The organism is Streptomyces sp. NPDC007084, from assembly GCF_040703595.1.
Lineage (GTDB): Bacteria > Actinomycetota > Actinomycetes > Streptomycetales > Streptomycetaceae > Streptomyces.
Genome location: NZ_JBEYFY010000057.1, coordinates 1 through 21,500, shown reverse-complemented (window position 1 = coordinate 21,500; position 21,500 = coordinate 1). Strand labels below are relative to the sequence as shown.

Here is a 21,500-nt window from a genome sequence, read left to right as displayed (position 1 = left end):
CGCTCAGCAGCGCGCCCTCCGGTGCCGCTCAGTCCTGCGGGCTGATCCCCCGGACCGTCAGGGCGAGGAGCCGGTCCGCCTCGGCGGCGGGGTCGGGGTGGTGCTCGGTGGCGAGTGCGATGCCCGTGACGAGTGAGATCAGGTCGGCGGTGGTCACCTCGGGGGCCACCGCGCCTGCCTGCGCGGCGCGGTGCAGCAGGGGGCCGACGGCGCCGCCGAGCCGCGCCGCGCAGGCGTTGACGTGGTCCGCGTCCCGCGCCCCGTCCTGGAGCAGCGCGTCGGCCATGCCGCGCGCGGAGGTGGCGTACGCGGTGAGCGCCCCCAGCCAGTCCAGGAGGGCGGCCCGGGGGTCGTCGGCGTCGGCGAGGCCGACCGCGCGGGCGCACAGGGCGTCGATCCGCTCGCTGAACACCGCCTCCAGCAGGGCCCGGCGGCCGGGGAAGTGGCGGCGCACGGTGGCCGATCCGACGCCCGCGGTACGGGCGATCTGTTCCAGGGAGGCGTCGGCGCCGTGTGCGGCGACCTCCGCCTCGGCCACCGCGAGGATCCGTGCGTAGTTGCGCCGGGCATCCGCGCGCTGGGTCGTCATGGCGTCCTCTCCGGCCTTGCCAAGTGGCGGGGCCCTCCGTATCGTACGCGAAACGTAAACGGCGGGCCCCGCCGTTTACGTTCACCCCTCACTTGAGGAGCACCGTGACCGCAGAGTCCACCCCCATACTCGTCGTCGGCGCCACCGGTCAGCAGGGCGGCGCCACCGCGCGCGCTCTGCTCGCGGCGGGGGTTCCCGTCCGGGCGCTGGTCCGCGACCCCGCCGGCGCGCGGGCGAAGGCCGTCGGGGCGCTCGGCGCCGAACTGGTCACCGGCGACCTCGACGACCGTGCCTCCCTGGACCGGGCGGCGGCGGGCGCGCGCGCCGTGTTCTCCGTGCAGATGCCCGACCTGGAAGGCCGCGGGTTCGACGGCGAGGTCGCGCAGGCCGTCAACCTGATCGGGGCCGCGCGGGAGGCCGGGGTCCCGCAGTTCGTGCACACCTCCGTGTCCGGCGCCGGGCAGCACGTCGGCTGGGTCAAGGGGCGCTGGGCCTGGATGGAGCCGTACTACACGGCGAAGGCCGGCATCCAGGACCGGGTCCGCGAGGCGGGTTTCCCGTACTGGACGCTCATCAAGCCGGGCTTCTTCATGGAGAACTTCCGCCCCTCCGCGGAGATCATGTTCCCGCGCGGGGTCGAAGGCGGTCTGGTGAGCCTGCTGAAGCCCACGACCCGGCTGTCCCTGGTCGCCGTCGAGGACATCGGCGGGGCGGCAGCCGCGGCCGTCGCCGCGCCGGAGGACTTCCACCGGGTCGAACTGGAACTGGCGGGCGACTTCCTGACGATGACGGAGATCGCGCAGGTCCTCTCGCGTGCTCTGGGCGTCGAACTGACCGCGCCCGACATGACGGAGGCGGAAGCGACCGCCGCCGGAATGCCCTCCATGGGCTTCGGGCAGTCCCACATCAACGAGCACTCCCAGCCGGCCCGCCCCGAGTTCGCCCGGGACCTCGGTCTGTCCGTCACCCGTTTCGAGGACTGGGCCCGGGAGCACCTGCGCGACGGCCGGTGACACCGGTACCGGCCGGCCCGGGCGTTCGGCCCCTCCCCCGCGCCGGGCGGTCAACCGGGCCCGGCACCCCGGGCTCCCCCGGCGCCTGAGCCGGGCCCGGGACATACCTCGGCCAGGTGTTCCCGGGCCCTCGTCACGTTCGCGGCCAGGTCGTCGGTCGCGTCGAGGACCAGCCGGCGATCCGCCCAGGGTTCGTACGCGGCCCGGCTCCGCTGGACGGCTTCCCAGGTCGGCTCCCGGAAACCGTCGATGCCCCGGGACCGGCTCTCCAGCCGGCGCCGGTGCACCCGCTCGTCCGGGCAGACCATCTCGATGAACGCGACCCGCGTACCGTGGCGTTCGGCGAGCAGGCGCCATTGGCCGCGAGCCGCCTCCACCGCGTTGACGGCGTCGACGATCACGGTCTGCCCGAGGGCCAGTATCCCGTCGGCGACGGCCTCGGCGACGAGATACGCCGCCAGGCCGGTCGGCTGGCCGCGGTCCACCCCGGCCCGCCACAGCGCGGCCTCGACCGGGTCGACCGACACCAGCGCGGGGGCAGCGCCCGGCCCAGCCGCACGGCGACCGAGCTTTTGCCCGCGGCGGGGAGACCGGCCATCACGATCAGCATGACGGCACTGTCGCACATCCGGCCGCGGGCGCCCCGGCGCACGGACCGGCCGGGTCCCGACGGCACGACCGGCGGCCCCGCGCGGCCCCGGCCGCCTCCCTTGACACCCATGCGAGCGCACGACGTACGGTGAACCCGCACGTACCGGACGGGTGGAGGCCCTCGATGCACGTACCTTGCGCGGCACCTCGGTGTGCCTGCACGGGTACGCGCCTGATCACCCGGCGGCACGTCGACTACTGCCGCACCTCCTCCGCGGTCTGTCCTTCCGTACACGTCTGATCGCCTCCGCCGCCTCGCCCTGCCCCGGCGGCCGCCTGCCCACGTGTACTCGGAAGGATCACCCATGTCCGGCCCCGCCCTGCACCTCGCTGTCGAACTCGACGGCGACGGCGCCCATCCCGCGGCCTGGCGCCGCGCCGCCCACTCCCCCGACCAGCTCCTCACCCCGCGCCGCGTGGCCCACGTCGCCGCCGTGGCCGAGAACGCCGGATTCACCCTGGTCACCCTCGACGACGGGGCGCTGCCGCCCGGCGTCTCACCCGATCCGGTGGGCCGGATCGGCGCCGTGGAACGGGCCGCCTTCGTCGCCGCGTCCACCAGCACGATCGGCATCGCTCCCACCGTGCCGCTCACGTACGCCGAACCCTTCCACGTGTCCGGCCAGTTGGCGTCGCTGGACCACATCTCCGCCGGCCGCGCCGGATGGGTGGTCACGGAGGAGGACCGGCCCGAGGCGGCCCGCGCCTGGGGCCGCCCCGAGGTGTCGGAGCCGGACGCGCGGGCGCGGGAGTCGCGCGACGGGGTGGAGGTGGCGCGGGCCCTGTGGGACTCGTGGGAGGACGACGCGGTCATCCGGTCGGTGGCCACGAGCCGCTACCTCGATCGCGACCGGCTGCACTACATCGACTTCACCGGGGAGACGTTCGCGGTGAAGGGGCCGGCGATCGTGCCGCGCCCGCCCCAGGGGCAGCTCGTCGTGATCGGCGACCCGGACGCGGTTCCCGCCGCACAGCTCGACGTCGCCCTCGTGGCGGGCCGCGACCTCGCGGCGGTCGGCGCGGCCACGGTCGCCGCCGGCACACCGGTGGTCCTCGCCGAGGTCGAGGTCGCGCTGGACACCCCGGAGGCCACCGGCGCCGAGCGCGTCGCCGACCTGGAGCGGTACGCGCCCTGGACCGACCGCGGACGGCTGCGGCTCACCGGCTCTGCCACGCAACTCGTGGCGCTGCTGGCCGAGTTGAGCACGGTCGTGGACGGGGTACGGCTGCATCCCCTGGTGATCGACGAGGATCTGCCCGTCCTCTCGCGTCTCGTGCTGCCCGCGCTCGGCGAGCGGCGTCTCGTCACCCGGCCGCTGCCGGGCACGTCCCTGCGCTCGACCCTGGGGCTGGAGCGCCCCGCGAACCGGTTCGCCGCCGCGGCGGTCCAGGAGGAAGCCCGATGACCCGCACCGATCCCCTCGACGTCCCCCGCCCCGACGCCCGGCTCCACTTCGGGGTGTTCTTCCAGGGCGTCAACCACTGGACCATCTGGTCCGCGCCCGACAGCGGCTCGCAGATCGACCCCGCCTCCTTCCGCCGGGTCGCCCAGACCGCCGAACGGGGCCTGTTCGACGCGTTCTTCCTCGGTGAGGGGCTGCGGCTGCGCGAGGTCGACGGCCGGATCCACGACCTCGACGTGGCCGGACGTCCCGACGCCATCACCCAGCTCGCCGCACTGGCCGCCGTCACCCGGCGGATCGGCCTGGTCAGCACCTCCAACTCCACCTTCAACGAGCCCGCCGACCTCGCCCGCCGGCTGTCCGGCCTCGACCTGCTCTCCGAGGGGCGGGCCGGCTGGAACGTGGTCACCACGGACAACGCCTGGACCGGCGCGAACTTCCGGCGCGGCGGCTATCTCGACCACGCCGACCGCTACCGGCGCGCCGAGGAGTTCCTGACCGTGGCCCGCGCGATCTGGGACGGCTGGCAGGACGGCGCGGTCGCCGGTTCAGCGGGCGCCCCCGCCTGGTCGGCGCCCTCCGCCGTCCAGCCCGTACGCCATCGCGGGCCGCAGTTCGACGTGGATCTCGCGCCGACCCTGCCGCGCAGCGCCCAGGGGCATCCGGTCGTCTTCCAGGCGGGGGACTCGGGTGAGGGACGGGACTTCGCCGCGCGCAACGCGGATGTCATCTTCTCCGCGCACGGCACCGACTTCGAGGACGCGCTGACGTTCGCCGAGGACATCCGGCGCCGGCTGCGGGCCGTCGGCCGGCCCGACGACGACCTGCGCATCCTGCCCGGCACGGAGATCATCATCGGTGCGACCGAGGCGGAGGCGCTGGAGAAGAAGCAGTGGATCCGGCTGCAACAGGTGACTCCGGCGACGGCGTTGGGCATCGCCGGGCTGCTGTGGGGCATCGACCTGTCCGACCGGGACGCCGACGGGCCGCTGCCCAAGGAGGACCCGGTCGTCGGTGAGAACGACGGCTCCTTCGGCTCCCGGCGTGTGGCCGACCCGCGCGCGGTCGCGGCGGAGTGGCGCGCCAGGGCGGAGGCGAACAAGTGGTCCCTGCGCGAGGCCGTCATCAACCTCGGTCCGCAGCGCGGCCATGTCGGCACACCGTCCGGCCTCGCCGACAAGTTCGCCCGGTTCGTGCGCCACGGCGCTCTCGACGGCTTCAACGTCACCCCGTATCTGATCCCGGAGGGCCTCGACGACATCGTCGACCTGCTCGTCCCCGAGCTTCAGGAACGCGGCGTGTACCGCACCGAGTACACCGGTACGACGCTCCGCGAGCACCTCGGTCTGCGTGAACCACTCACCCGGCGTTCCGCGGGCGAGGTGCGGCAGGCGGGCTGACGGTCCCGCGCGGACAGGGGTGGCTCGCCGGCATGTGACGCCGGCGAGCCACCCCTGTCGCCGTCTTCGCCGGGAGGAACCCCGGGGGCCGCGCTCTGTTGCGACAACTGCCGCTCTGTGAAGGGTTCATGACGCCATGTAACGCCCCGTGAGTGCGCCATGGCAGGTATATGACAAGCCCCGTTTTCCCTTGTCTCCGCGCTCCGCGATGGTCAACGGTGGGCAAACCGCAGGCGCTTACTCCGGCCTCCGGTGATGTGCGTGCAGCGAACCCCCACCGAGCGAGTCCCATCGAGCGCGCCGACGGCGCGCCCCCTGCAGAAGGAATCCTCGCGATGACACTCATCCACACCACCCGGCGGCGTCTCGCCGCGGCGATCGCCACGATCGCCGCGGTCGGGGCCCTGGGAGCGACCGCCGAGCTTCCGGCGAGCGCGGCACCGGCCGAGGGCCGTGTGCTGCACGCAGGAGCGGCCGAGGCCGTCCCGGGCAGCTACATCGTCACCCTGAAGGACTCGGCGGGCGTCAAGGCCGCCTCCGCCGACGGCAAGGACCTGATAGCCGGCTACGGCGGCAAGGTGAAGCGCACCTTCCGTACCGCGCTCAACGGCTACGCGGCCACCCTCACCGCCGCCGAGGCCCGCAGACTCGCCGCGGACCCCTCGGTCGCCTCCGTCGAGCAGGACCAGAAGGTCCACGTGGACGCCACCCAGTCCAGCGCGCCCTGGGGCCTGGACCGCATCGACCAGCCGGCGCTTCCGCTCAGCGGCACCTACACCTACCCGGACACGGCCGGCGGCGGAGCCACCGTCTACGTCCTGGACACCGGAGTGCGCATAACCCACCAGGAGTTCGGCGGCCGGGCCTCCTACGGCTACGACTTCGTCGACAACGACACCACCGCCCAGGACGGCTACGGCCACGGAACCCATGTGGCGACCACCGTCGCCGGCAGCACCTACGGCGTCGCCAAGAAGGCGAAGATCGTGGCGGTGCGGGTGCTCGGGAACGACGGTTCCGGCACCACGGCGGGCGTCATCGCCGGGGTCGACTGGATCACCGCGCACCACACCAGCCCGTCCGTGGCCAACGTCTCCCTGGGAGGCGGCGCCAGCACCTCGCTGGACAACGCCGTTCGCAACTCGATCGCCTCGGGCGTCACGTACTCCATCGCGGCCGGCAACTCCGGTGCCAACGCGGCGAACTACTCCCCCGCCCGGGTGAGCACCGCCCTCACGGTCGGCGCCACCACCAGCACCGACGCCAGGGCCAGCTACTCCAACTACGGTTCCACCGTCGACCTGTTCGCCCCGGGCTCGAACATCACCGCCGGGTGGAACAGCTCCGACACCGCCACCTACACCGGTTCGGGAACCTCGTTCGCCGCCCCGCACGTCTCGGGCGCCGCGGCCGTCTACCTGACGAGCCACCCCTCGGCCACCCCGGCCCAGGTCGCCACGGCGCTGGTCAACGGCGCCACGTCCAACGTGCTGACCGGCATCGGCTCCGGCTCGCCCAACAAGCTCCTGCGCCTCGTCCCGTAACACCCCGCCGCCGCGGTCGTCCGCCCGCCAGGAGCCCCGTGCTCCCGGCGGGCGCACGACGTGTGACGGCGACCGCGCCCGGCGAGCGGGGGCCGCAACTGTCCAAGGACGGCCGGTGTTTGTCCATGGAGCCGGTCCGGCCTGCTCCCTAGGCTCGGCGGCGTCCGCCTCAGCCGGCCAGCAGCCCGTCGGGAGCCGTCCGTGTCCACGAGTCCGAGCCGCCCGGCCGTCCTCGCCGCCGCCCCCGCCGTGTCCGTGGCCGCCGCCCTGCTCCCGGCGGTGTCCTCGGGAACCTCGTACCACGTCGACTGCTTCGGCGTGGGCGTCACTCGCGAAGGCGAGCGAGGACGTGTACGGGCCCGGCGACCGGCTTCTGCTCCGGCGCGGCACCACGTGCGCGGGCGTCCTGGCGCCCGGGGGCGCGGGTGCGGAGGGTGCGGAGGGTGCCTCGGCGCGGATCGGCGGCCCGCTCCTCTTCCCCCCTTTCAACGCCGCTTCTCCGGCCGCCACTTCAGGCCCCCGACAGTCCCTCGGGGCCCAAGCTCATCCCTTCTAGGAAAGGTCCACCCCTGCCGTGTCCCGTCAACTGCCCAATGTCATCGTCGTCCTGACGGACCAGCAGCGCTGGGACACCACCGGCGTGCACGGCAATCCGGCCGATGTCACACCGGAGTTCGACCGGATCGCCCGTACGGGGACGCACATCGAGCAGGCGCTCACGCCGCAGCCGGTGTGCGCGCCGGCCCGGGCCGCGTTGCAGACCGGCCGCTTTCCGACCGCGACCGGCGTGTTCCGCAACGGCCTTCCGCTGCCGGACGGGATCCCGACCATCGCCGGAGTCTTCGCCGAGGCCGGCTACACCACCGGCTACATAGGCAAGTGGCATCTGGCGGCCGGGGCCTCGGGGGCCGGACCGGTGGCACCCGAGCGCCGGGGCGGCTACCAACGCTGGCTGGCGAGCGACCTGTTGGAGTACACCTCCGACGCCTACCGGACCGTCCTGTACGACGAGGACGGCGAGGCGGTGCGTCTGGTGGGCTTCCGCTCGGACGCGCTGGTCGACGCGGCCGTGCGCTTCGTCGCCGACCACCACGACCGGCCGTTCTTCCTCTTCCTGTCCCTCCTGGAGCCCCACCACCAGAACGCCACCGACGACTATCCGGCGCCGGAGGGCTACCGCGAGCGCTACGAGGGCCGCTGGATGCCCGCGGACCTCGCCGCGCTCTCCGGCGGCGCGCCCCAGGGAGGCGCGCACCGCCACATCGGCGGATATCTCGGGCAGATCAAGCGGGTGGACGAGGGGATCGGCAGACTGCGGGACACGCTGCGCAGCCTCGGCCTGACCGACTCCACCGTCCTGGCCTGGACGGCGGACCACGGCTCGCACTTCCGCACCCGCAACGACGAGTACAAGCGCTCCGCGCACGACGCCTCCGTCCGCGTCCCGCTCGCGCTGACCGGACCCGGATTCACCGGCGGCGGGCAGGTCCGCCACCCGGTGAGCACGGTGGACCTGATGCCCGCGCTCGTGGAGGCCGCCGGGCTGACCGTTCCGGTGGGTGTCCAGGGCCGTTCCTTCCTGCCGCTGGTCGGTGGCGGAGCCGACCCCGGGCGGCCGGAGGAGGTCTTCGTCCAGATCAGCGAGTCCCACGTGGGCCGGGCCGTGCGCACCGACCGGTGGAAGTACGCGGTGGCCGCACCGGACGGCGACCCGTGGGAGGATTCCGGCGCCGTACGGTACGTGGAGACCGAGTTGTACGACCTGCACGCCGATCCGCACGAACTCGACAACCTCGCGGGCCGGGCCTCGCACCGGGAGGTCGCCGGCACCCTGCGCGAGGCGCTGGCCCGCTGGATGGTGCGGGTGGGTGAGGAGCCGCCTGTCGTCGAGCCGGCCCCGGTGCGTGATCCCGGCGGTCGCCACGCCGACCCGGAGGTCCGCCAACTCCCTTGGGACGAGCTGCCGTTCGGCCACCGGGCGGCTTCGTCCCGCCCGGCGGGGTGATCCGTCCTCAGTCTGCGCGGTGGGTGATGTGTCCGCCCATGGCCGTGAGGCGGACGGGTGCTTCGGCGGTCTCGTCAGCGGGTGCGGTGACGGGGTCCACGCCGAGGGCCGTGAGGTCGGCCCGCAGGCCGGGGGCGATGCGTCCGGCGTTCTCCCCGGCGGCGCGTGCCGCGTGGGAGGTGCAGCCTTCCAGGGCCATCAGGCCGGTGAGTCCCTGGCGGGAACCGGCGGCGCCCCGCGGTGCCTGCGCCATGGACAGGACGCGGCGGACGTCGTAGTGCGCGATCGGCCAGTCCGAGCCGAGGGCGAGGACGGCTCCGGCGTCGCGCAGGTCGCGGATGCGCCAGGCGCGGGACGCCCGTTCGGGACCGAGCCGCCTGGACCATTCGTCCGTCCGGTCGCCGCGTGTGTAGGCGGTGTGGGGCGGCTGCATCGACGCGGCGACGCCGAGGGCGGCGAACCGGGGGATCGTGTCGTCGGGGACCGTCTCGATGTGCTCGATCCGGTGCCGGCCCGCGCCGCTCGCGCCGAGGGCTTCGACGGTGTCCAGGACGTGCCGTACGGCCGCGTCGCCGATGGCGTGGGTGGCGGTTCCGACGCCCGCCGCGTGCAGATGGCGGACGGCGTCGGAGTAGGCCTGGGGGTCGGGCCAGAAGGCGTCGGTGCCCTGGCCGTGGCAGTCGGCGTGCTCCAGCCAGGCGGTACCGCCCTCCACGGTGCCGTCCATGAAGAACTTGACGCCTCCGACACGCCAGTACCGTCCGGCCTCGCGCTGGAGGGCGATCAGGGCGTCGAGGCCGTCCTTGTCCGTGCCCGGCATGCACCACGGTGCGAGGCGCAGCCGCAGCGGCAGGACCGCCTCCTCCTCGACGGAGGCGAGGAGTTCGGGTACGTCGCCGTGCCCGAGGTCCATGACGTGGGCGCCGGTGAGGCCGGTGGCCGCCATCCGCGACAGCAGCGTGAGCAGCCCGGTGCGGCGTTCGGCGAAGGAGGGCCGGGGGACGACGTCGAGCATCAGGTCCATGGCGGCGTGTTCGACCAGGTGTCCGGTGGGGCGGCCGTCCGCGTCGCAGACGATCTCCGCGCGCTGGGCGAAGGCGCGGGGTCCGGTGATTCCCGCCGCCTCGAGGGCGGTGGCGGTGGCGAGGGCGGAGTGGCCGTCGTAGAAGCGGATGAAGGCGGGCGCCCCGTCGAGTTCGTCTTCCATAAGGGCGCGGTCGATCCGGCGGCCCGCGAACACGTTGTGGTCCAGGCCCCAGGCGATGATCCAGCCGTCGGACCGTGGGGCGTCACGCAGGGCGGCGCGGAGTCCGTCGAGGGTGCGCACGCCGGACAGGTCGGTGCCGGTCGCCATCTCAAGGCCCCACACCGGGTGGCTGTGCGCGTCGACCAGTCCGGGTACGAGGGTGGCGCCGGTGAGGTCGACGCGCTCGGTTCCCGGCCCGCTCCAGTCGCGGACGAGGTCTTCGGCCGTGCCGACGGCCGCGATCAGCCCGTCCCGGACGGCCACCGCCGTCGCCTCGGGCAGGGCGGGGTCGAGGGTGCGGACGTGGGCGCCGGTGAGCAGCAGGTCGGCTACGGACACGAGGGTGAACTCCGTTCGGGTGCGGCGGGTATGGGGGAAGGGGGCGCGGCCGGTCAGGCCCGCGCCGGGCCGGTGTGGCCGGCATCGGCGGGGTCCGCTTCGGCGTCGGCGGGCTCGGCGGCGAACCGCTCGAAGACGTCGGGCCTGCGCCTCCGCAGCCGCCGGGCGAGCACCAGGCCGAGGACGAAGACGGCCGGGGCGACGGCCAGCAGCACCGAGTTGACGAGCGAGGACGCTCCGGTGAACAGGTCGAGGTGAGTACTGACGAGCACGATCGCCAAGCCGAGCAGCACGGCGGCGACAACCGGCGCGACGAGCGTGCGCAGGACACCCTCCTGGTGAGCGACGCGGCGGAAATAGCAGGGCACGGCGATGGCGGCGAGGAGCTGGAGCAGCAACAGGCCCACCATGCCGGGGGTGTTGACCCACAGCAGCAGCTGGGCGTACGGGTCGGCGCCCGCGGCCCAGAAGGCGAGGACGACGGCCGCGCCGAGCACGGTCTGCGCGAGGCCTGCGACGTACGGGGAGCGGTGCCTGGCGTGGACGCGGCCGAAGGCCTGGGGCACGACGCCTTCCTCGGCGAGGGCGAGCCCGTAACGGTTGATGGCGTTGTGGAAGGCGAGGAGCGAGGCGAGGACGCTGGTCACGATGAGCACGTGCATCAGGTCGGCCGCCCACCCGCCGACGAAGGTGCGGATGGCCGAGAAGAACAGTCCGGCCGGGTCGTCTTCCGCGGCGGCCACCACTCCGGCGTCGCCGAACGCCTGGATCACGGTCCAGACGACGAACGCGTAGAACAGTCCGAGGAAGGCGACCGCGATGTAGGTCGCGCGGCGGACGGTGCGGCCGGGGTCGCGGGCCTCGCGGCGGTAGATGACGGTCGACTCGAAGCCGGTGAACGCGGCGAACGCGAAGGCGAGGACGGCCGCGGTGCCGGGGACGAACACGTTGTGCGGGGCGAAGGAGGCGGCGGACAGGCCGTGCGCGCCGTGCCGGAGCAGCACGCCGGCCGCCAGCAGGACGAGGATGCCGGTCTCGGCGCAGAGCAGGACGCCGAGGAGTCTGGCCCCGAAGTCGATGGAGCGGAAGCCGCCGTACCAGATGAGGACGAGCCCGGCGAGGGAGACCGGGAGCCAGGGGATGTCGATGCCGAACAGGGCGTGCAGGGTGTCCTGGGTGGATGTGCCGAGCAGGCCGTAGACGCCGATCTCCATGCCGTTGTAGCCGACCATGGCGAGCAGCGCTGCGCCGATGCCGACGGAGCGGCCGAGTCCACGGGTGATGAAGGCGTAGAAGGCTCCGGCGCTGCGGACGTGGCGGCTCATGGTGGTGAATCCGACGGCGAACACGGTGAGGGTCACGCCCGCGAGGAGGTAGCCGACCGGTGCGCCGATGCCGCCCAGCGCGATGGCGAACGGGGCGACGCCCGCCATGACGGTGAGCGGGGCGGCGGCGGAGACGACGAAGAAGGCGATGTCGGCGGTACCCAGGGTTCCGGCGCGCAGGGTGGGTTCGGTACGGACGCCGGTGGCGGGACGGGGCTGTGTCTGCGGTGGGGTTGCGGGCATGCGGAGAAGAGCCCTTCTGGCGGCGGGGAGCGGGGTCCGGGGGCGAGGAGAGCGGGGCATGGGTGGCGGCCCCGGAAGCTAAATCTAAAGGCTTTCGGTTTCGGCAATGTAGCCTCCGTCTGGGCATTCGGGAAGACCTCAGATCCGGGAGAGCGCGATGGGACGGCCGAGCAAGCCGCTGCTGGACAGGGAGCGCATCACCACGACCGCGCTCGAACTCGTCGACGCGGAGGGCGACTTCAGCGTTCCGAAGATCGCCAGGCGGCTCGGGGTGCAGACGGGGTCGGTGTATCACCACGTGGACGGCCGGGACGGCATCGTGGAGCTGCTGCGCGAGCGGGTGGCCGTCGCGATCGACGCGGCGCCGCTGACGGCCGAAGAGCGGCCGTGGGACCGGCGGATGGCGGACTGGGCCCGTTCCTACCGTGCCGCCTTCGCCGCCCACCCGAGGGCGATCCCGCTGCTCACCACGTCACCCGTGCGGGCGCCCCGGGTGCTGGAGCAGTACGAGCTGGCGGCCGGTCTGCTGCTGGACGCCGGTTTCCCGCTGCCGGACGTGATGCCGGTGATCATCGGCCTGGAGAACGTGGTCCTGGGTTCGGCCCTGGACATGGCGGCGCCGGAGACGATGTGGGAGCTGACCGACGAGGCGGCGACTCCCCGGCTGGCCGCGGCGCTGGCGGCGATGGGCCGGGGGCGCGCCGACGCGGCCTTCGAACTGGCCCTGACCGGCTTCCTGGCGCACGCCCGTTCGATGCTGCTGCCGTGAGATGCCGCGTCCGTATCCTGGCAGCATGCGCATGCGCCCCACACTGAGCTGGACCCCCACCGGCGATCTGCCGCCCGGCACCGTTGATCTCGGCCCGGTGACCGAGGCCCTGCGCGCGGGCGGTGTGCTGGTGCTCAGCGGGGCGGGCATCTCCACGGAGTCCGGCATCCCCGACTACCGGGGCGAGCACGGGAGCCTGAGCCGGCACACCCCGATGACCTACCAGGAGTTCACCGCGAGCGCCCGGGCGCGGCGACGGTACTGGGGCCGCAGTCATCTCGGCTGGCGGACGTTCGGCCGGGCCCGCCCCAACCACGGGCACCGGGCCCTCGCCGCGTTCGAACGGCACGGCCTGATCGCCGGGGTGATCACCCAGAACGTGGACGGTCTGCACCAGGCCGCGGGCAGTGAGGGCGTGGTGGAACTGCACGGCAGCCTGGAGCGAGTCGTGTGCCTGTCCTGCCACGACCGCAGCCCGCGCCGTGAACTCGCCCGGCGGCTGGAGGAGGCCAACCCGGATTTCGAGCCGACGGCCGCCGCGATCAACCCGGACGGCGACGCCGACCTCACGGACGAGCAGGTCGGTCACTTCCACGTCGTGCCCTGCACGGTCTGCGGCGGTGTCCTCAAGCCGGACGTGGTGTTCTTCGGCGAATCCGTGCCGCCGTCGCGTGTCGAGGAGTGCCGCCGGCTGGTCCGCGAGGCGGCCTCGTTGCTGGTCCTGGGCTCCTCGCTGACGGTGATGTCCGGTCTCCGGTTCGTCCGTCAGGCCGCCGAGGCGCAGAAGCCGGTGCTGATCATCAACCGTGACCCCACGCGGGGCGACCAGCACGCCGTCACCCGGGTCGAACTCCCGCTGGGAGCGGCGCTCACCTCCGTGGCGGAGCGACTGGAGATCCCGCCCGACGGGGCGGTGGCCTGAACCTCGCTCGACGGGACGGTGGCCGCTCCCTTGCCTTCGGGGCCGACCAGCGGCTTCGGCGCGTACGCCCGAAGAACGGCGAGGCCACGGCGCGGACGCCCGGACAACGGCCAGGCCACGGCGCGTGCGCCCGGACAACGGCCAGGCCACGGCGCGCACGCCCGAAGGCCTGGTCACCGGGTGAGGGGCGGTCCCGGCATCTCGGTCGCCGGGGCGCGGGGACAGGGGGCGGCGTTCGGAATTCCGGCCCCGCGTCCGCCGTCGCCCGTCCGGGTCGGAGCCGGGAGGCGCGCCCGCCGAAGGCGGGGCGGGCGGCAGGCGGCCGTGTAGAGAGGACCGTGCACCAGCCCTGACGGCGTCGGACCGGTGACGGCTCGGGCCCGGCAAGGGAACGGGCCGGTCACCGCGTCCGCCGGCCGGGCTGCCGCACGTCCGCCGAGGCGATGGAGGCCGAGCCCCCGTATGACCACTGCCCACTGGCTCTTCGGTGACCAGCTAGGTCCCCACTTCCTCTCCCCCGGCGAGGACGGGCCGGACCGCGACGCGCCCGTGGTGATCATCGAGGCGCGTTCCGTGTTCCGCCGCCGGCGCTTCCACCGGGCGAAGGCGCATCTGGTCCTGTCGGCGATGCGGCACCGCGCCGCCGAACTCGGCGACCGGGCCCGCTACATCCGCGCCGACACCTACCGCGAGGGCCTGCGCGAAGCCCTCGGCGACATCGGAGGCGGCGGCCGGGACAGCGCGGGCAAGGCGACGGTGACGGTGCATCATCCGACCTCGCACGCGGCCCTTCGGCTGGTGCGGTCGCTCGACGGTGTCAGCGTCCTGCCGGCCCGTGGCTTCCTGGTGCCGCACGCGGACTTCCGCGCCTTCGCCGACGGCCTCGGCGGCAAACGGCTGCGCCAGGAGGACTTCTACCGGTGGGTGCGGCGCGGCCACGACCTGCTGATGGACGGTGACACCCCGGCGGGCGGGCGCTGGAACCACGACCACGACAACCGCGAACCGCCGCCCAAGGACACCCGCGTCCTGGACGCGCCGACGCCCTACCGGCCACGCGAGGACGCGATCGACGAGGAGGTCCGGCACGACCTGGACCGGTGGGAACGCGACGGCGAGGTGCGCTTCGTCGGCCGCGACGGCCCCCGGCGCTTCCCCGCCTCCCGGCGTGAGGCGCTGGCCGCGCTCCGGCGGTTCGTGGAGCACCGGCTCACGGGGTTCGGCGCGTACGAGGACGCGATGCTGGCGGCGGACCCGGTGATGAGCCACAGCCTGCTGTCCTCGTCGCTGAACCTCGGTCTGCTGCATCCCGCCGAGTGCGTCGAGGCGGCGGAGGACGCGTGGCGGGCCGGGCGGGCGCCGGTCAACAGCGTGGAGGGGTTCGTCCGGCAGATCGCGGGCTGGCGCGAGTACGTCTGGCAGCTCTACTGGTACTTCGGCGAGGACTACCGGCACAGCAACACCCTGGGGCACGACGCACCGCTCCCCGACTGGTTCCTCGAACTCGACGCGGACGCGGTGACCGCCCGTTGTCTGGCCACGACCCTGGCCCAAGTCCGCGACACCGGGTGGACCCACCACATCCCGCGGCTGATGCTGCTCGGGAGTCACGCCCTCCAGCGCGGCTGGGACCCGGAGGCGGTCACCGACTGGTTCCACCGCTGCTTCGTCGACGGCTACGACTGGGTCATGCTGCCCAACGTCGTCGGCATGTCCCAGTACGCCGACGGCGGCCGTATGACCACCAAGCCCTACACCTCGGGCGGCGCGTACGTGCACCGCATGAGCGACCTGTGCGGGGGCTGCGCGTACCGGCCGACGGAGCGGGTGGGCGACCGCGCCTGTCCCTTCACCACCGGGTACTGGGCCTTCCTGCACCGGCATCGGGGCCTGCTGTCCGGCAACAACCGGATGAGCCAGGCGGTCCGCGGTCTCGACCGGCTCGGCGACCTGGACGAACTGCTGCGTCAGGCCCGGGCCGCCGGCGACGCCCCGCCGTGACCCGGCCCGCCGCGCGCGTCGGTCACGCGGGCGCGCCCCGCCGGCCGGCCGGGGACGCGGGCGCCGTTTCGCTTCCGCCGCCGAGGTGCGGTACGAAGTCGCAGTGAACGATCAGACCCGGCCCTCGACCATCCGTGTGTTCATCGCGCTCGCGCCGCCCGACCCGGCGAAAGAGGAACTGACGGCGGCGCTCGCGCCCGCCTACGCCACGCACCCGGACCTGCGGTGGAACCGCGTCGAGGACTGGCACATCACGCTGGCGTTCCTGGGCGAACTGCCGGCCGGGACGGTCCCGCTCCTTGGGCCGCCCCTCGCGGGCATCGCGGCGAACCGCCGGCCGCCGGCGCTGGCCCTGCGCGGCGGCGGCACGTTCGACAACCGGGTGCTGTGGAGCGGAGTCGACGGAGACCTCGCCGAGCTGCACGCGCTCGCCGCCGAGGTGCGCGCCGCCGTACGGGAGTGCGGGATCGCCTTCGAGGAGCGGCCGCTGCGCCCGCATCTGACGCTGGCCCGCGCCCGGCGCGGTGACCATGTCTCGGCGGACGAGATCGCCCGGGGCATCGCCGGCTTCACCGGGCGGCGGTGGGCCGCCGAGCGTCTGCACCTGGTGGGCGGCGAGGCGGGACGTGGCAGCGGGCCGATCCACTACCGCGACATCGCGGCGTGGCCCTTCGACGGGAGCCGTGCGAACGGGTCGGATCGGGGACGCGTTCGGTGACGCCGCCGATGCGTTGAGTTGTTTTCGCGGTCGCGTGAGGGAAGATCGGTCCGGCCGCGTGCAAGGCGCGGCCGTCTGCACGTAGTCACAGAGGATGCACAGATGGCAACAGGTGTTGTGAAGTGGTTCAACTCGGAGAAGGGCTTCGGCTTCATCCAGCAGGATGACGGCGGTCCCGACGTGTTCGTGCACTTCTCCGCGATCCAGACGACCGGCTTCAAGGAGCTGGCCGAGGGCGCCAAGGTCGAGTACGACGTCACCCAGGGCGCCAAGGGGCCGCAGGCCGAACAAGTGGTTCCCGTCTGACCCGGAGGTACCGAGTGGGCGCTTCGGATCCCGCTCCCCGAGGGCCACTCGCCGCCCGCCGGAGGCGAGTGGCCCTCACCCATTCGGCGGCGCGATGTCGATTTCCCGGCGCCATGTCGATTCCGGCGTGGCCCGTTCGACGCCCAGGTGTGCGGCATTCCGCCGCACGAGGACGCGACAGGAAACGACGAGGACGACCGATGGGCCAGCTACTGAAAGTCATGAACTTCAACGTCTCCGGCGACGGGATCGGCGCCGGGGAGCGGCAGAGCCTCGAACGCCCCTTCGGCCTCGATCATCCGGAGCGGCTGTTCGGCTGGGCGGGCGCCACGGCGAGCTGGCCGATGCGCACCGAGCCGGGCGGCAGCCGGGGGCTGGACGACTACTTCACCCGCGACTTCGCCCACAACATCGGCGCCGAGATCATGGGCCGCAACAAGTTCGGCCCCCAGCGCGGGCCCTGGAACGACCACGAGTGGCGCGGCTGGTGGGGTGACGAACCCCCGTTCCGCACCCCGGTGTTCGTCATGACCCACCACGAGCGGCCCTCGATCACGCTCTCCGACACCACGTTCCACTTTGTCGGCGGCGACCCGGTCACCGTCCTCGAACGGGCGCGGGAGGCGGCCGAGGGCAAGGACGTCCGGCTCGGCGGCGGGGTCACCACCATCCGGCAGTTCCTCGACGCCGGCCTCGTCGACACCCTGCACGTGGCGGTCACGCCGGTGAAGCTCGGGTCGGGCCTGCGCCTGTGGGAGTCGCCCGAGGACCTGCTCGACCGGTTCCACCTGGAGGTGGTGCCCAGCCCGAGCGGCGTGACGCACCACCTGTTCTGGCGGAGGTGAGCGCAGGCCTCCGGGAGGGCGCCGGCGGCCGGCGGTCAGGGGCGGACCGCCGGCCGGCGGTCAGGGGCGGGCCGACGGGCGCAGGGCGTCGGCGACGAGGTCGAGATGACGTGCGGTCTGCTCGGGCGGGATGCCCGAGACGGCGGCGAGCGCGACGCCGAGCAGCAGGGTGGTGACGTCGTCCGGCGTGACGTCGGCGCGGAGCGAGCCGTCGCCCGCGCCGGCCGTCAGCAGGGTCCCCACCGCTTCGACGATGCGCTCGCGGGTGGGGATCACGGGCATCCTTCCCGCCGTGGGGCCGGTGCGCGGGTCCCGGTACATGGCGTGCTTGGTCGCGGAGAAGGCGATGTAGCGGTCCATCCAGGCGCGTAGCGCGGCCGGCGGGGGCAGTTCCTCCAGCAGCCGGACCGCCTCGGCGGCGACCTGGTCCAGCTCGGTCCCGTAGACCGCCTCCAGCAGCGCGTCACGGGTGGGGAAGTTGCGGTAGAGCGTGCCGATGCCCACCCCCGCCTGTTTGGCGACGGTCTCCAGCGCCACCGGCCGCGTGGCGGACGCGAACGCGGCCCGGGCCGCCTCGATGATCTTCTCGCGGTTGCGGCGCGCGTCGGCCCGGGGTGCGCGCGGCGCCCCGGGTCCGGACGTGGCGGGGTTCTGGTCGGCGGATGAAGCGCGTGCAGGCAAAGTGGAGGAACCCTCCGCATGTGTTACGGTCGTTATGGCGGAGGATTCCTCCACTTAGACCATGCTCTCACGCCTCTCCGAGGACGGACACCCCATGACCTCTCCCGCCCCCCTCTCCTCGTCCCCCACCACGGCCACCGGCGCCCAGCGGGCCGGCGGCCCCGGCCGGCTCGGCAACCGTGCCGTCTCCCGCGTCGGCTTCGGAGCGATGCAGCTCCCCCGGCTGCGCGACGACCGCGCCGGCGCCCTCGCCCTGCTGCGCCGGGTGGTAGAGCTGGGCGTCGACCACATCGACACCGCCCAGTTCTACGGGGACGGCTACTCCAACGAACTGATCCGTGAGGCGATCCGGCCCGAGGACGGTGTCACGGTCGTCAGCAAGGTCGGCGCCACGCCCGACTCGGGCGGCGAGTTCCCGCTGCGGTACGCCCAGCACCCCGACGAGCTGCGCGCCGACGTCGAGGCCAACCTCAAGAGCCTCGGGCTCGACAGCATCCCCCTCGTCAACCTGCGCCGCCCGACCATGAGCGGCTTCGGTCTCCCCGTCACGCCCGATCAGATCGTCGACCTGGACGACCAGCTCGCGGTCATGACCGAGCTGCGCGACCAGGGCAAGATCGGCGCCATCGGGCTGAGCACCGTGGGCCTGGACGACCTGAACCGGGCGCTCCCGGCGGGGATCGCCTGTGTGCAGAACGCGTACAGCCTGCTGGCCCGTGAAGACGAGGAACTGCTGCGGGCCTGTGCCGAGCGGGACATCGCCTGGGTGCCGTACTTCCCGCTGGGCAGCGCGTTCCCCGGGCTTCCCAAGGTCTCCGAACACCCCGTGGTCAAGGAGATCGCCGAGTCGCTGGACGCCACAGCCGCCCAGGTCGGGCTGGCCTGGCTGCTGCACCACACCCCCAACACCCTCCTCATCCCCGGCACGGCCGACGCCTCGCACCTCGAAGCGAACGTCGCCGCGGGCTCCGTGGTCCTCGACGCCGACGCCCTCGCGGCGCTCGACGCCGTCACGGCAGGCTGACCCGTCACCCGGGGCGGGCGCGTTCCGCCGTCACACGGGTCGGGCGCGTTCCGTCGTCCCACCCCTCGCCGCGGGTCCCGCACGTCGCGGAGACAGGGCCGTAGTGCCGACCTACAGTCGGACGCATGGCACTCCCACGTGAAGAACGCGAAGCCTTTCTGGCCCAGCCGCACGTCGCCACACTCGGCGTGGCCGCCGGCGAGGACCGCGGACCGCTGCTGGTCCCGATCTGGTACGGCTACGAGCCCGGCGGCTCGCCCTGGATCCTCACCGGCGCGGAGTCCCGCAAGATCAAGCTGATCAAGGAGGCCGGCTCCTTCAGCCTCCTCGTGCAGCGCACCGAACCCACCCCCCGGTACGTGTCGGTCGAGGGGCCGGTCGCGGAGATCACCGAACCGGCCGCGGGCGTCCACCGGGCTCTCGCCGCCCGCTATCTGTCCGGTGAACCGCTGGAGCGGTACACCGCCTGGGCCGAGACCCAGCTCGACGACCATGTGGTGGTCCGTATGCGTCCGGCGCACTGGACCGGCGCCGACCTCGGTTCCCTGGGCTGACCGCCACAGGTTCCGGGGCCGGGCCGGCCGGGCCGCGGGCCCGCTCGGGTCAGCGGCTGCCGAGTGTTCCGCCGTACTTCAGGGCGCTCGACGGTGCGGGCAGGCCGAGCCTGGCGGGGGTGAGGGCGGAGGAGCCGGCGGCGGAGGCCGCGGGGAGGAACCAGACCCCGCCCGATCCGGTGTTCTCGCCGGGCGATCCGACCTCGATGTCCGGCGCTCCGTCGTGGTCGTAGTCCCCTGTCGCGACGGCGGCGCCGAACGCGTCGCCCGCTTCCGCGACGCCGGGAACGCCCGGGGTGTTCTGCTGGAAGGCCACCGAGCGGCCCGCACCGTCCGCGTCCACCAGGCCGGTCGGCCCGCCCAGCAGGACGGTCGCGGCGCCCGCCCGTGCGCGGCTGCCGATGGCCTCGCCGGGCGCGCCCGCGATCAGGTCGTCGCGGCCGTCGCCGTTGACGTCGGCCGTGGCCAGGGCCGCGCCGAAGTGGTCGGCGGTCTCGGCGACGCCCCTGACGCCGGGGGTGTCCTGGTTGAGGGTCTGCCGGCGGTAGCCGAAGTTCCAGGGGATCCCGGCGCCGTAGTGGACGTGGATGCCGCCGCCCCGGGCGAGTTCCTCGGGGCCGCAGGGGTCGTCGATGTTCTCGTCGGCGATCTCCCGGCACTCGCCGAGGGCCAGGTCGTCGTGACCGTCGCCGTCGAAGTCACCGGTGGCCAGCGCGGAGACGCCGGCGTTGTCGGTGTTCCAGAAGTTGAGGAGCGACTTCTCCTCGGGGGACCAGGTCCACAGCCGTACGTGCGACTGGGTGAAGGGGGCCGTCGACCAGTACCCCACGGCGAGTTCGGGGACGCCGTCGTCGCTGCCGTCGAGGTCGCCGGTCGTCAGGCCGGGCGCGCGTCCGCCCATCGCCCCGGTGAACACGGTGGCCGCCGGACCGCCGGCCCGCTTCAGCACGACCTTGTCCGTGGCGCCGATCGCGACGTCCGTGCGGCCGTCGCCGGTGAAGTCGGCGGCGGCCAGGGATTTTCCGTACGCGGCCGAGGACGAGGGACCGTTCAGGACGGTGGCGCCGGTGCCCAGGCCGCCCCGGGCTCCGTACACGACGGCGACGGTGCCCGCGTCGGCGCCCGAGCCCTTCACGTCCTCGCCCGGGGCGCCGATGACCAGGTCCGCCGTACCGTCCCCGTTCACATCGGCCACGCTCACCGCCGCGCCGAACCGGTCGCCCTTCTCAGGGGTGCCGGGGACACCGGGGCGCGCCTGGGTGATCCGGGTGTTCCCGCTCGCGCCGAGCCCTTTGCGGCCGCCCCAGACCACGTCCAGGTAGCCGGCCTTGGCCTGGCCGCCGACCGCGGCGTCCGGCACGCCCACGGCGAGGTCCGCGAAACCGTCCCCGTTGAAGTCGCTGACGGACGGTGCCGGGGTGGCCGCGGTCGCGGGCACGGCCAGGGGCAGGCCCGCGGTGGCCGCGGCGGCGACCGTCACGGCGATGGCGTACGTCCGTATGCGCACGAGGGCTCCAACTCGGTTGCTGTAACGCGGATACAAGGGGCACTCGTGTGACAGCCGAGCGGGGGCCGAGGTTGTGCGGGCGTTGGGCCGGGGTTCACCTCCGGTCCATGGGCTTTCGTCTCCGCCGGTCCATGCCCCTTCACCTCCGGTCGGTGTCGCTTCGGCGCCTGTCCGTTGGCCTTCGCCGCCGGTCGCCGCCGGTCGCCGCCGGTTCGCGGCATCGCGGTCCCGGGGTGTCGCGGTCCCGGGGTGTCGCGGTCTCGCGGTCACGCGGCCGGGCGTTCCGGGCCTCGCGGGCTTCCTGGGCGTTCCCGGCGTGGCGGCTAGGGCGTGTCGTTTGGATCAGGTGGCGCCGGAGTGCGGCGCCTTGTCGGCTGGGCCGAGCGGGGCAGGGTGCGTGCAGCTGCAAGGCGGA

General features: G+C 73.6%; 19 protein-coding genes. 13 read left to right on the top strand and 6 right to left on the bottom strand.

From position 1 onward, the window contains the following. Window positions 1–28 precede the first annotated feature (28 nt). Window positions 29–589, bottom strand: a complete 561-nt coding sequence (locus AB0912_RS29910) for a TetR/AcrR family transcriptional regulator (protein WP_366705286.1) — start codon at window positions 587–589, stop codon at window positions 29–31. A gap of 104 nt (window positions 590–693) precedes the next feature. Between AB0912_RS29910 and AB0912_RS29905 the strand changes: the two genes are divergently transcribed. Next, window positions 694–1,602, top strand: a complete 909-nt coding sequence (locus AB0912_RS29905) for an NmrA/HSCARG family protein (protein ID WP_366705284.1) — start codon at window positions 694–696, stop codon at window positions 1,600–1,602. 50 nt (window positions 1,603–1,652) lie between these two features. Here the strand turns inward: AB0912_RS29905 and AB0912_RS29900 are convergent, their stop codons facing one another. Next, a complete protein-coding gene (locus tag AB0912_RS29900; RefSeq protein WP_366705282.1) occupies window positions 1,653–2,129 on the bottom strand; it encodes an AAA family ATPase in 477 nt (158 codons plus the stop codon). Window positions 2,130–2,558: 429 nt separating this feature from the next. Between AB0912_RS29900 and AB0912_RS29895 the strand changes: the two genes are divergently transcribed. From AB0912_RS29895 to AB0912_RS29880, 4 genes are all read left to right on the top strand, one after another. Beyond that, window positions 2,559–3,659, top strand: a complete 1,101-nt coding sequence (locus tag AB0912_RS29895) for an LLM class flavin-dependent oxidoreductase (protein ID WP_366705280.1) — start codon at window positions 2,559–2,561, stop codon at window positions 3,657–3,659. Beyond that, window positions 3,656–5,056, top strand: a complete 1,401-nt coding sequence (locus AB0912_RS29890; RefSeq protein WP_366705278.1) for an NtaA/DmoA family FMN-dependent monooxygenase — start codon at window positions 3,656–3,658, stop codon at window positions 5,054–5,056. The genes AB0912_RS29895 and AB0912_RS29890 overlap by 4 nt, the downstream gene beginning before the upstream one ends. Before the next feature lie 335 nt (window positions 5,057–5,391). Beyond that, the gene (locus tag AB0912_RS29885; protein ID WP_366705276.1) at window positions 5,392–6,600 is read left to right on the top strand and encodes a S8 family peptidase; all 1,209 of its coding nucleotides are present in this window, start codon (window positions 5,392–5,394) and stop codon (window positions 6,598–6,600) included. A gap of 574 nt (window positions 6,601–7,174) precedes the next feature. Beyond that, complete coding sequence (locus tag AB0912_RS29880) at window positions 7,175–8,605, top strand: sulfatase-like hydrolase/transferase (RefSeq protein ID WP_366705274.1); 1,431 nt, start codon at window positions 7,175–7,177, stop codon at window positions 8,603–8,605. Between the two features lie 7 nt (window positions 8,606–8,612). Here the strand turns inward: AB0912_RS29880 and AB0912_RS29875 are convergent, their stop codons facing one another. Further along, the gene (locus tag AB0912_RS29875) at window positions 8,613–10,190 is read right to left on the bottom strand and encodes an amidohydrolase (protein ID WP_366705272.1); all 1,578 of its coding nucleotides are present in this window, start codon (window positions 10,188–10,190) and stop codon (window positions 8,613–8,615) included. A gap of 53 nt (window positions 10,191–10,243) precedes the next feature. Continuing rightward, entirely contained in the window at window positions 10,244–11,758 is a 1,515-nt protein-coding gene (locus AB0912_RS29870) for an APC family permease (RefSeq protein ID WP_366705270.1), read from the bottom strand. A 157-nt stretch (window positions 11,759–11,915) separates the two neighbouring features. Here AB0912_RS29870 and AB0912_RS29865 point away from each other — a divergent pair, with 157 nt between their 5' ends. The 6 genes from AB0912_RS29865 (at window position 11,916) to AB0912_RS29840 (ending at window position 17,319) form a co-directional block, all read left to right on the top strand. Beyond that, window positions 11,916–12,527 (top strand): TetR/AcrR family transcriptional regulator C-terminal domain-containing protein, encoded by a 612-nt coding sequence (locus tag AB0912_RS29865; protein ID WP_366705268.1) that lies wholly within the window; start codon window positions 11,916–11,918, stop codon window positions 12,525–12,527. Window positions 12,528–12,552: 25 nt separating this feature from the next. Next, window positions 12,553–13,449, top strand: a complete 897-nt coding sequence (locus AB0912_RS29860) for an NAD-dependent protein deacetylase (protein WP_366705266.1) — start codon at window positions 12,553–12,555, stop codon at window positions 13,447–13,449. Window positions 13,450–13,911: 462 nt separating this feature from the next. Then, on the top strand, window positions 13,912–15,450 hold the full coding sequence (locus AB0912_RS29855) for a cryptochrome/photolyase family protein (protein WP_366705264.1): 1,539 nt from the start codon (window positions 13,912–13,914) through the stop codon (window positions 15,448–15,450). Between the two features lie 103 nt (window positions 15,451–15,553). Continuing rightward, window positions 15,554–16,168 (top strand): RNA 2',3'-cyclic phosphodiesterase, encoded by a 615-nt coding sequence (thpR, locus tag AB0912_RS29850; protein WP_366705261.1) that lies wholly within the window; start codon window positions 15,554–15,556, stop codon window positions 16,166–16,168. A gap of 102 nt (window positions 16,169–16,270) precedes the next feature. Next, entirely contained in the window at window positions 16,271–16,474 is a 204-nt protein-coding gene (locus AB0912_RS29845) for a cold-shock protein (RefSeq protein WP_366705259.1), read from the top strand. A gap of 200 nt (window positions 16,475–16,674) precedes the next feature. Beyond that, the gene (locus AB0912_RS29840) at window positions 16,675–17,319 is read left to right on the top strand and encodes a dihydrofolate reductase family protein (protein WP_366705257.1); all 645 of its coding nucleotides are present in this window, start codon (window positions 16,675–16,677) and stop codon (window positions 17,317–17,319) included. Window positions 17,320–17,379: 60 nt separating this feature from the next. Here AB0912_RS29840 and AB0912_RS29835 read toward each other — a convergent pair whose 3' ends face one another. Beyond that, complete coding sequence (locus AB0912_RS29835) at window positions 17,380–18,000, bottom strand: TetR/AcrR family transcriptional regulator (RefSeq protein WP_366705255.1); 621 nt, start codon at window positions 17,998–18,000, stop codon at window positions 17,380–17,382. A gap of 94 nt (window positions 18,001–18,094) precedes the next feature. Between AB0912_RS29835 and AB0912_RS29830 the strand changes: the two genes are divergently transcribed. Both AB0912_RS29830 and AB0912_RS29825 read left to right on the top strand, forming a co-directional pair. Continuing rightward, on the top strand, window positions 18,095–19,024 hold the full coding sequence (locus AB0912_RS29830) for an aldo/keto reductase (RefSeq protein ID WP_366705333.1): 930 nt from the start codon (window positions 18,095–18,097) through the stop codon (window positions 19,022–19,024). A 125-nt stretch (window positions 19,025–19,149) separates the two neighbouring features. Continuing rightward, window positions 19,150–19,578, top strand: coding sequence for a pyridoxamine 5'-phosphate oxidase family protein (locus AB0912_RS29825; protein WP_366705253.1), 429 nt, complete (start codon window positions 19,150–19,152; stop codon window positions 19,576–19,578). Window positions 19,579–19,627: 49 nt separating this feature from the next. Here the strand turns inward: AB0912_RS29825 and AB0912_RS29820 are convergent, their stop codons facing one another. Next, a complete protein-coding gene (locus tag AB0912_RS29820; protein WP_366705251.1) occupies window positions 19,628–21,085 on the bottom strand; it encodes an FG-GAP and VCBS repeat-containing protein in 1,458 nt (485 codons plus the stop codon). Between the last annotated feature and the right edge of the window lie 415 nt (window positions 21,086–21,500).

Bases quoted from the DNA above. Each gene is read 5' to 3' on its own strand.
- AB0912_RS29910 (WP_366705286.1), bottom strand. From the start codon at position 589: ATGACGACCCAGCGCGCGGATGCCCGGCGCAACTACGCACGGATCCTC.
- AB0912_RS29895 (WP_366705280.1), top strand. From the start codon at position 2,559: ATGTCCGGCCCCGCCCTGCACCTCGCTGTCGAACTCGACGGCGACGGC.
- AB0912_RS29890 (WP_366705278.1), top strand. From the start codon at position 3,656: ATGACCCGCACCGATCCCCTCGACGTCCCCCGCCCCGACGCCCGGCTC.
- AB0912_RS29885 (WP_366705276.1), top strand. From the start codon at position 5,392: ATGACACTCATCCACACCACCCGGCGGCGTCTCGCCGCGGCGATCGCC.
- AB0912_RS29870 (WP_366705270.1), bottom strand. From the start codon at position 11,758: ATGCCCGCAACCCCACCGCAGACACAGCCCCGTCCCGCCACCGGCGTC.
- AB0912_RS29865 (WP_366705268.1), top strand. From the start codon at position 11,916: ATGGGACGGCCGAGCAAGCCGCTGCTGGACAGGGAGCGCATCACCACG.
- AB0912_RS29860 (WP_366705266.1), top strand. From the start codon at position 12,553: ATGCGCATGCGCCCCACACTGAGCTGGACCCCCACCGGCGATCTGCCG.
- AB0912_RS29855 (WP_366705264.1), top strand. From the start codon at position 13,912: ATGACCACTGCCCACTGGCTCTTCGGTGACCAGCTAGGTCCCCACTTC.
- AB0912_RS29845 (WP_366705259.1), top strand. From the start codon at position 16,271: ATGGCAACAGGTGTTGTGAAGTGGTTCAACTCGGAGAAGGGCTTCGGC.
- AB0912_RS29840 (WP_366705257.1), top strand. From the start codon at position 16,675: ATGGGCCAGCTACTGAAAGTCATGAACTTCAACGTCTCCGGCGACGGG.
- AB0912_RS29830 (WP_366705333.1), top strand. From the start codon at position 18,095: ATGACCTCTCCCGCCCCCCTCTCCTCGTCCCCCACCACGGCCACCGGC.
- AB0912_RS29825 (WP_366705253.1), top strand. From the start codon at position 19,150: ATGGCACTCCCACGTGAAGAACGCGAAGCCTTTCTGGCCCAGCCGCAC.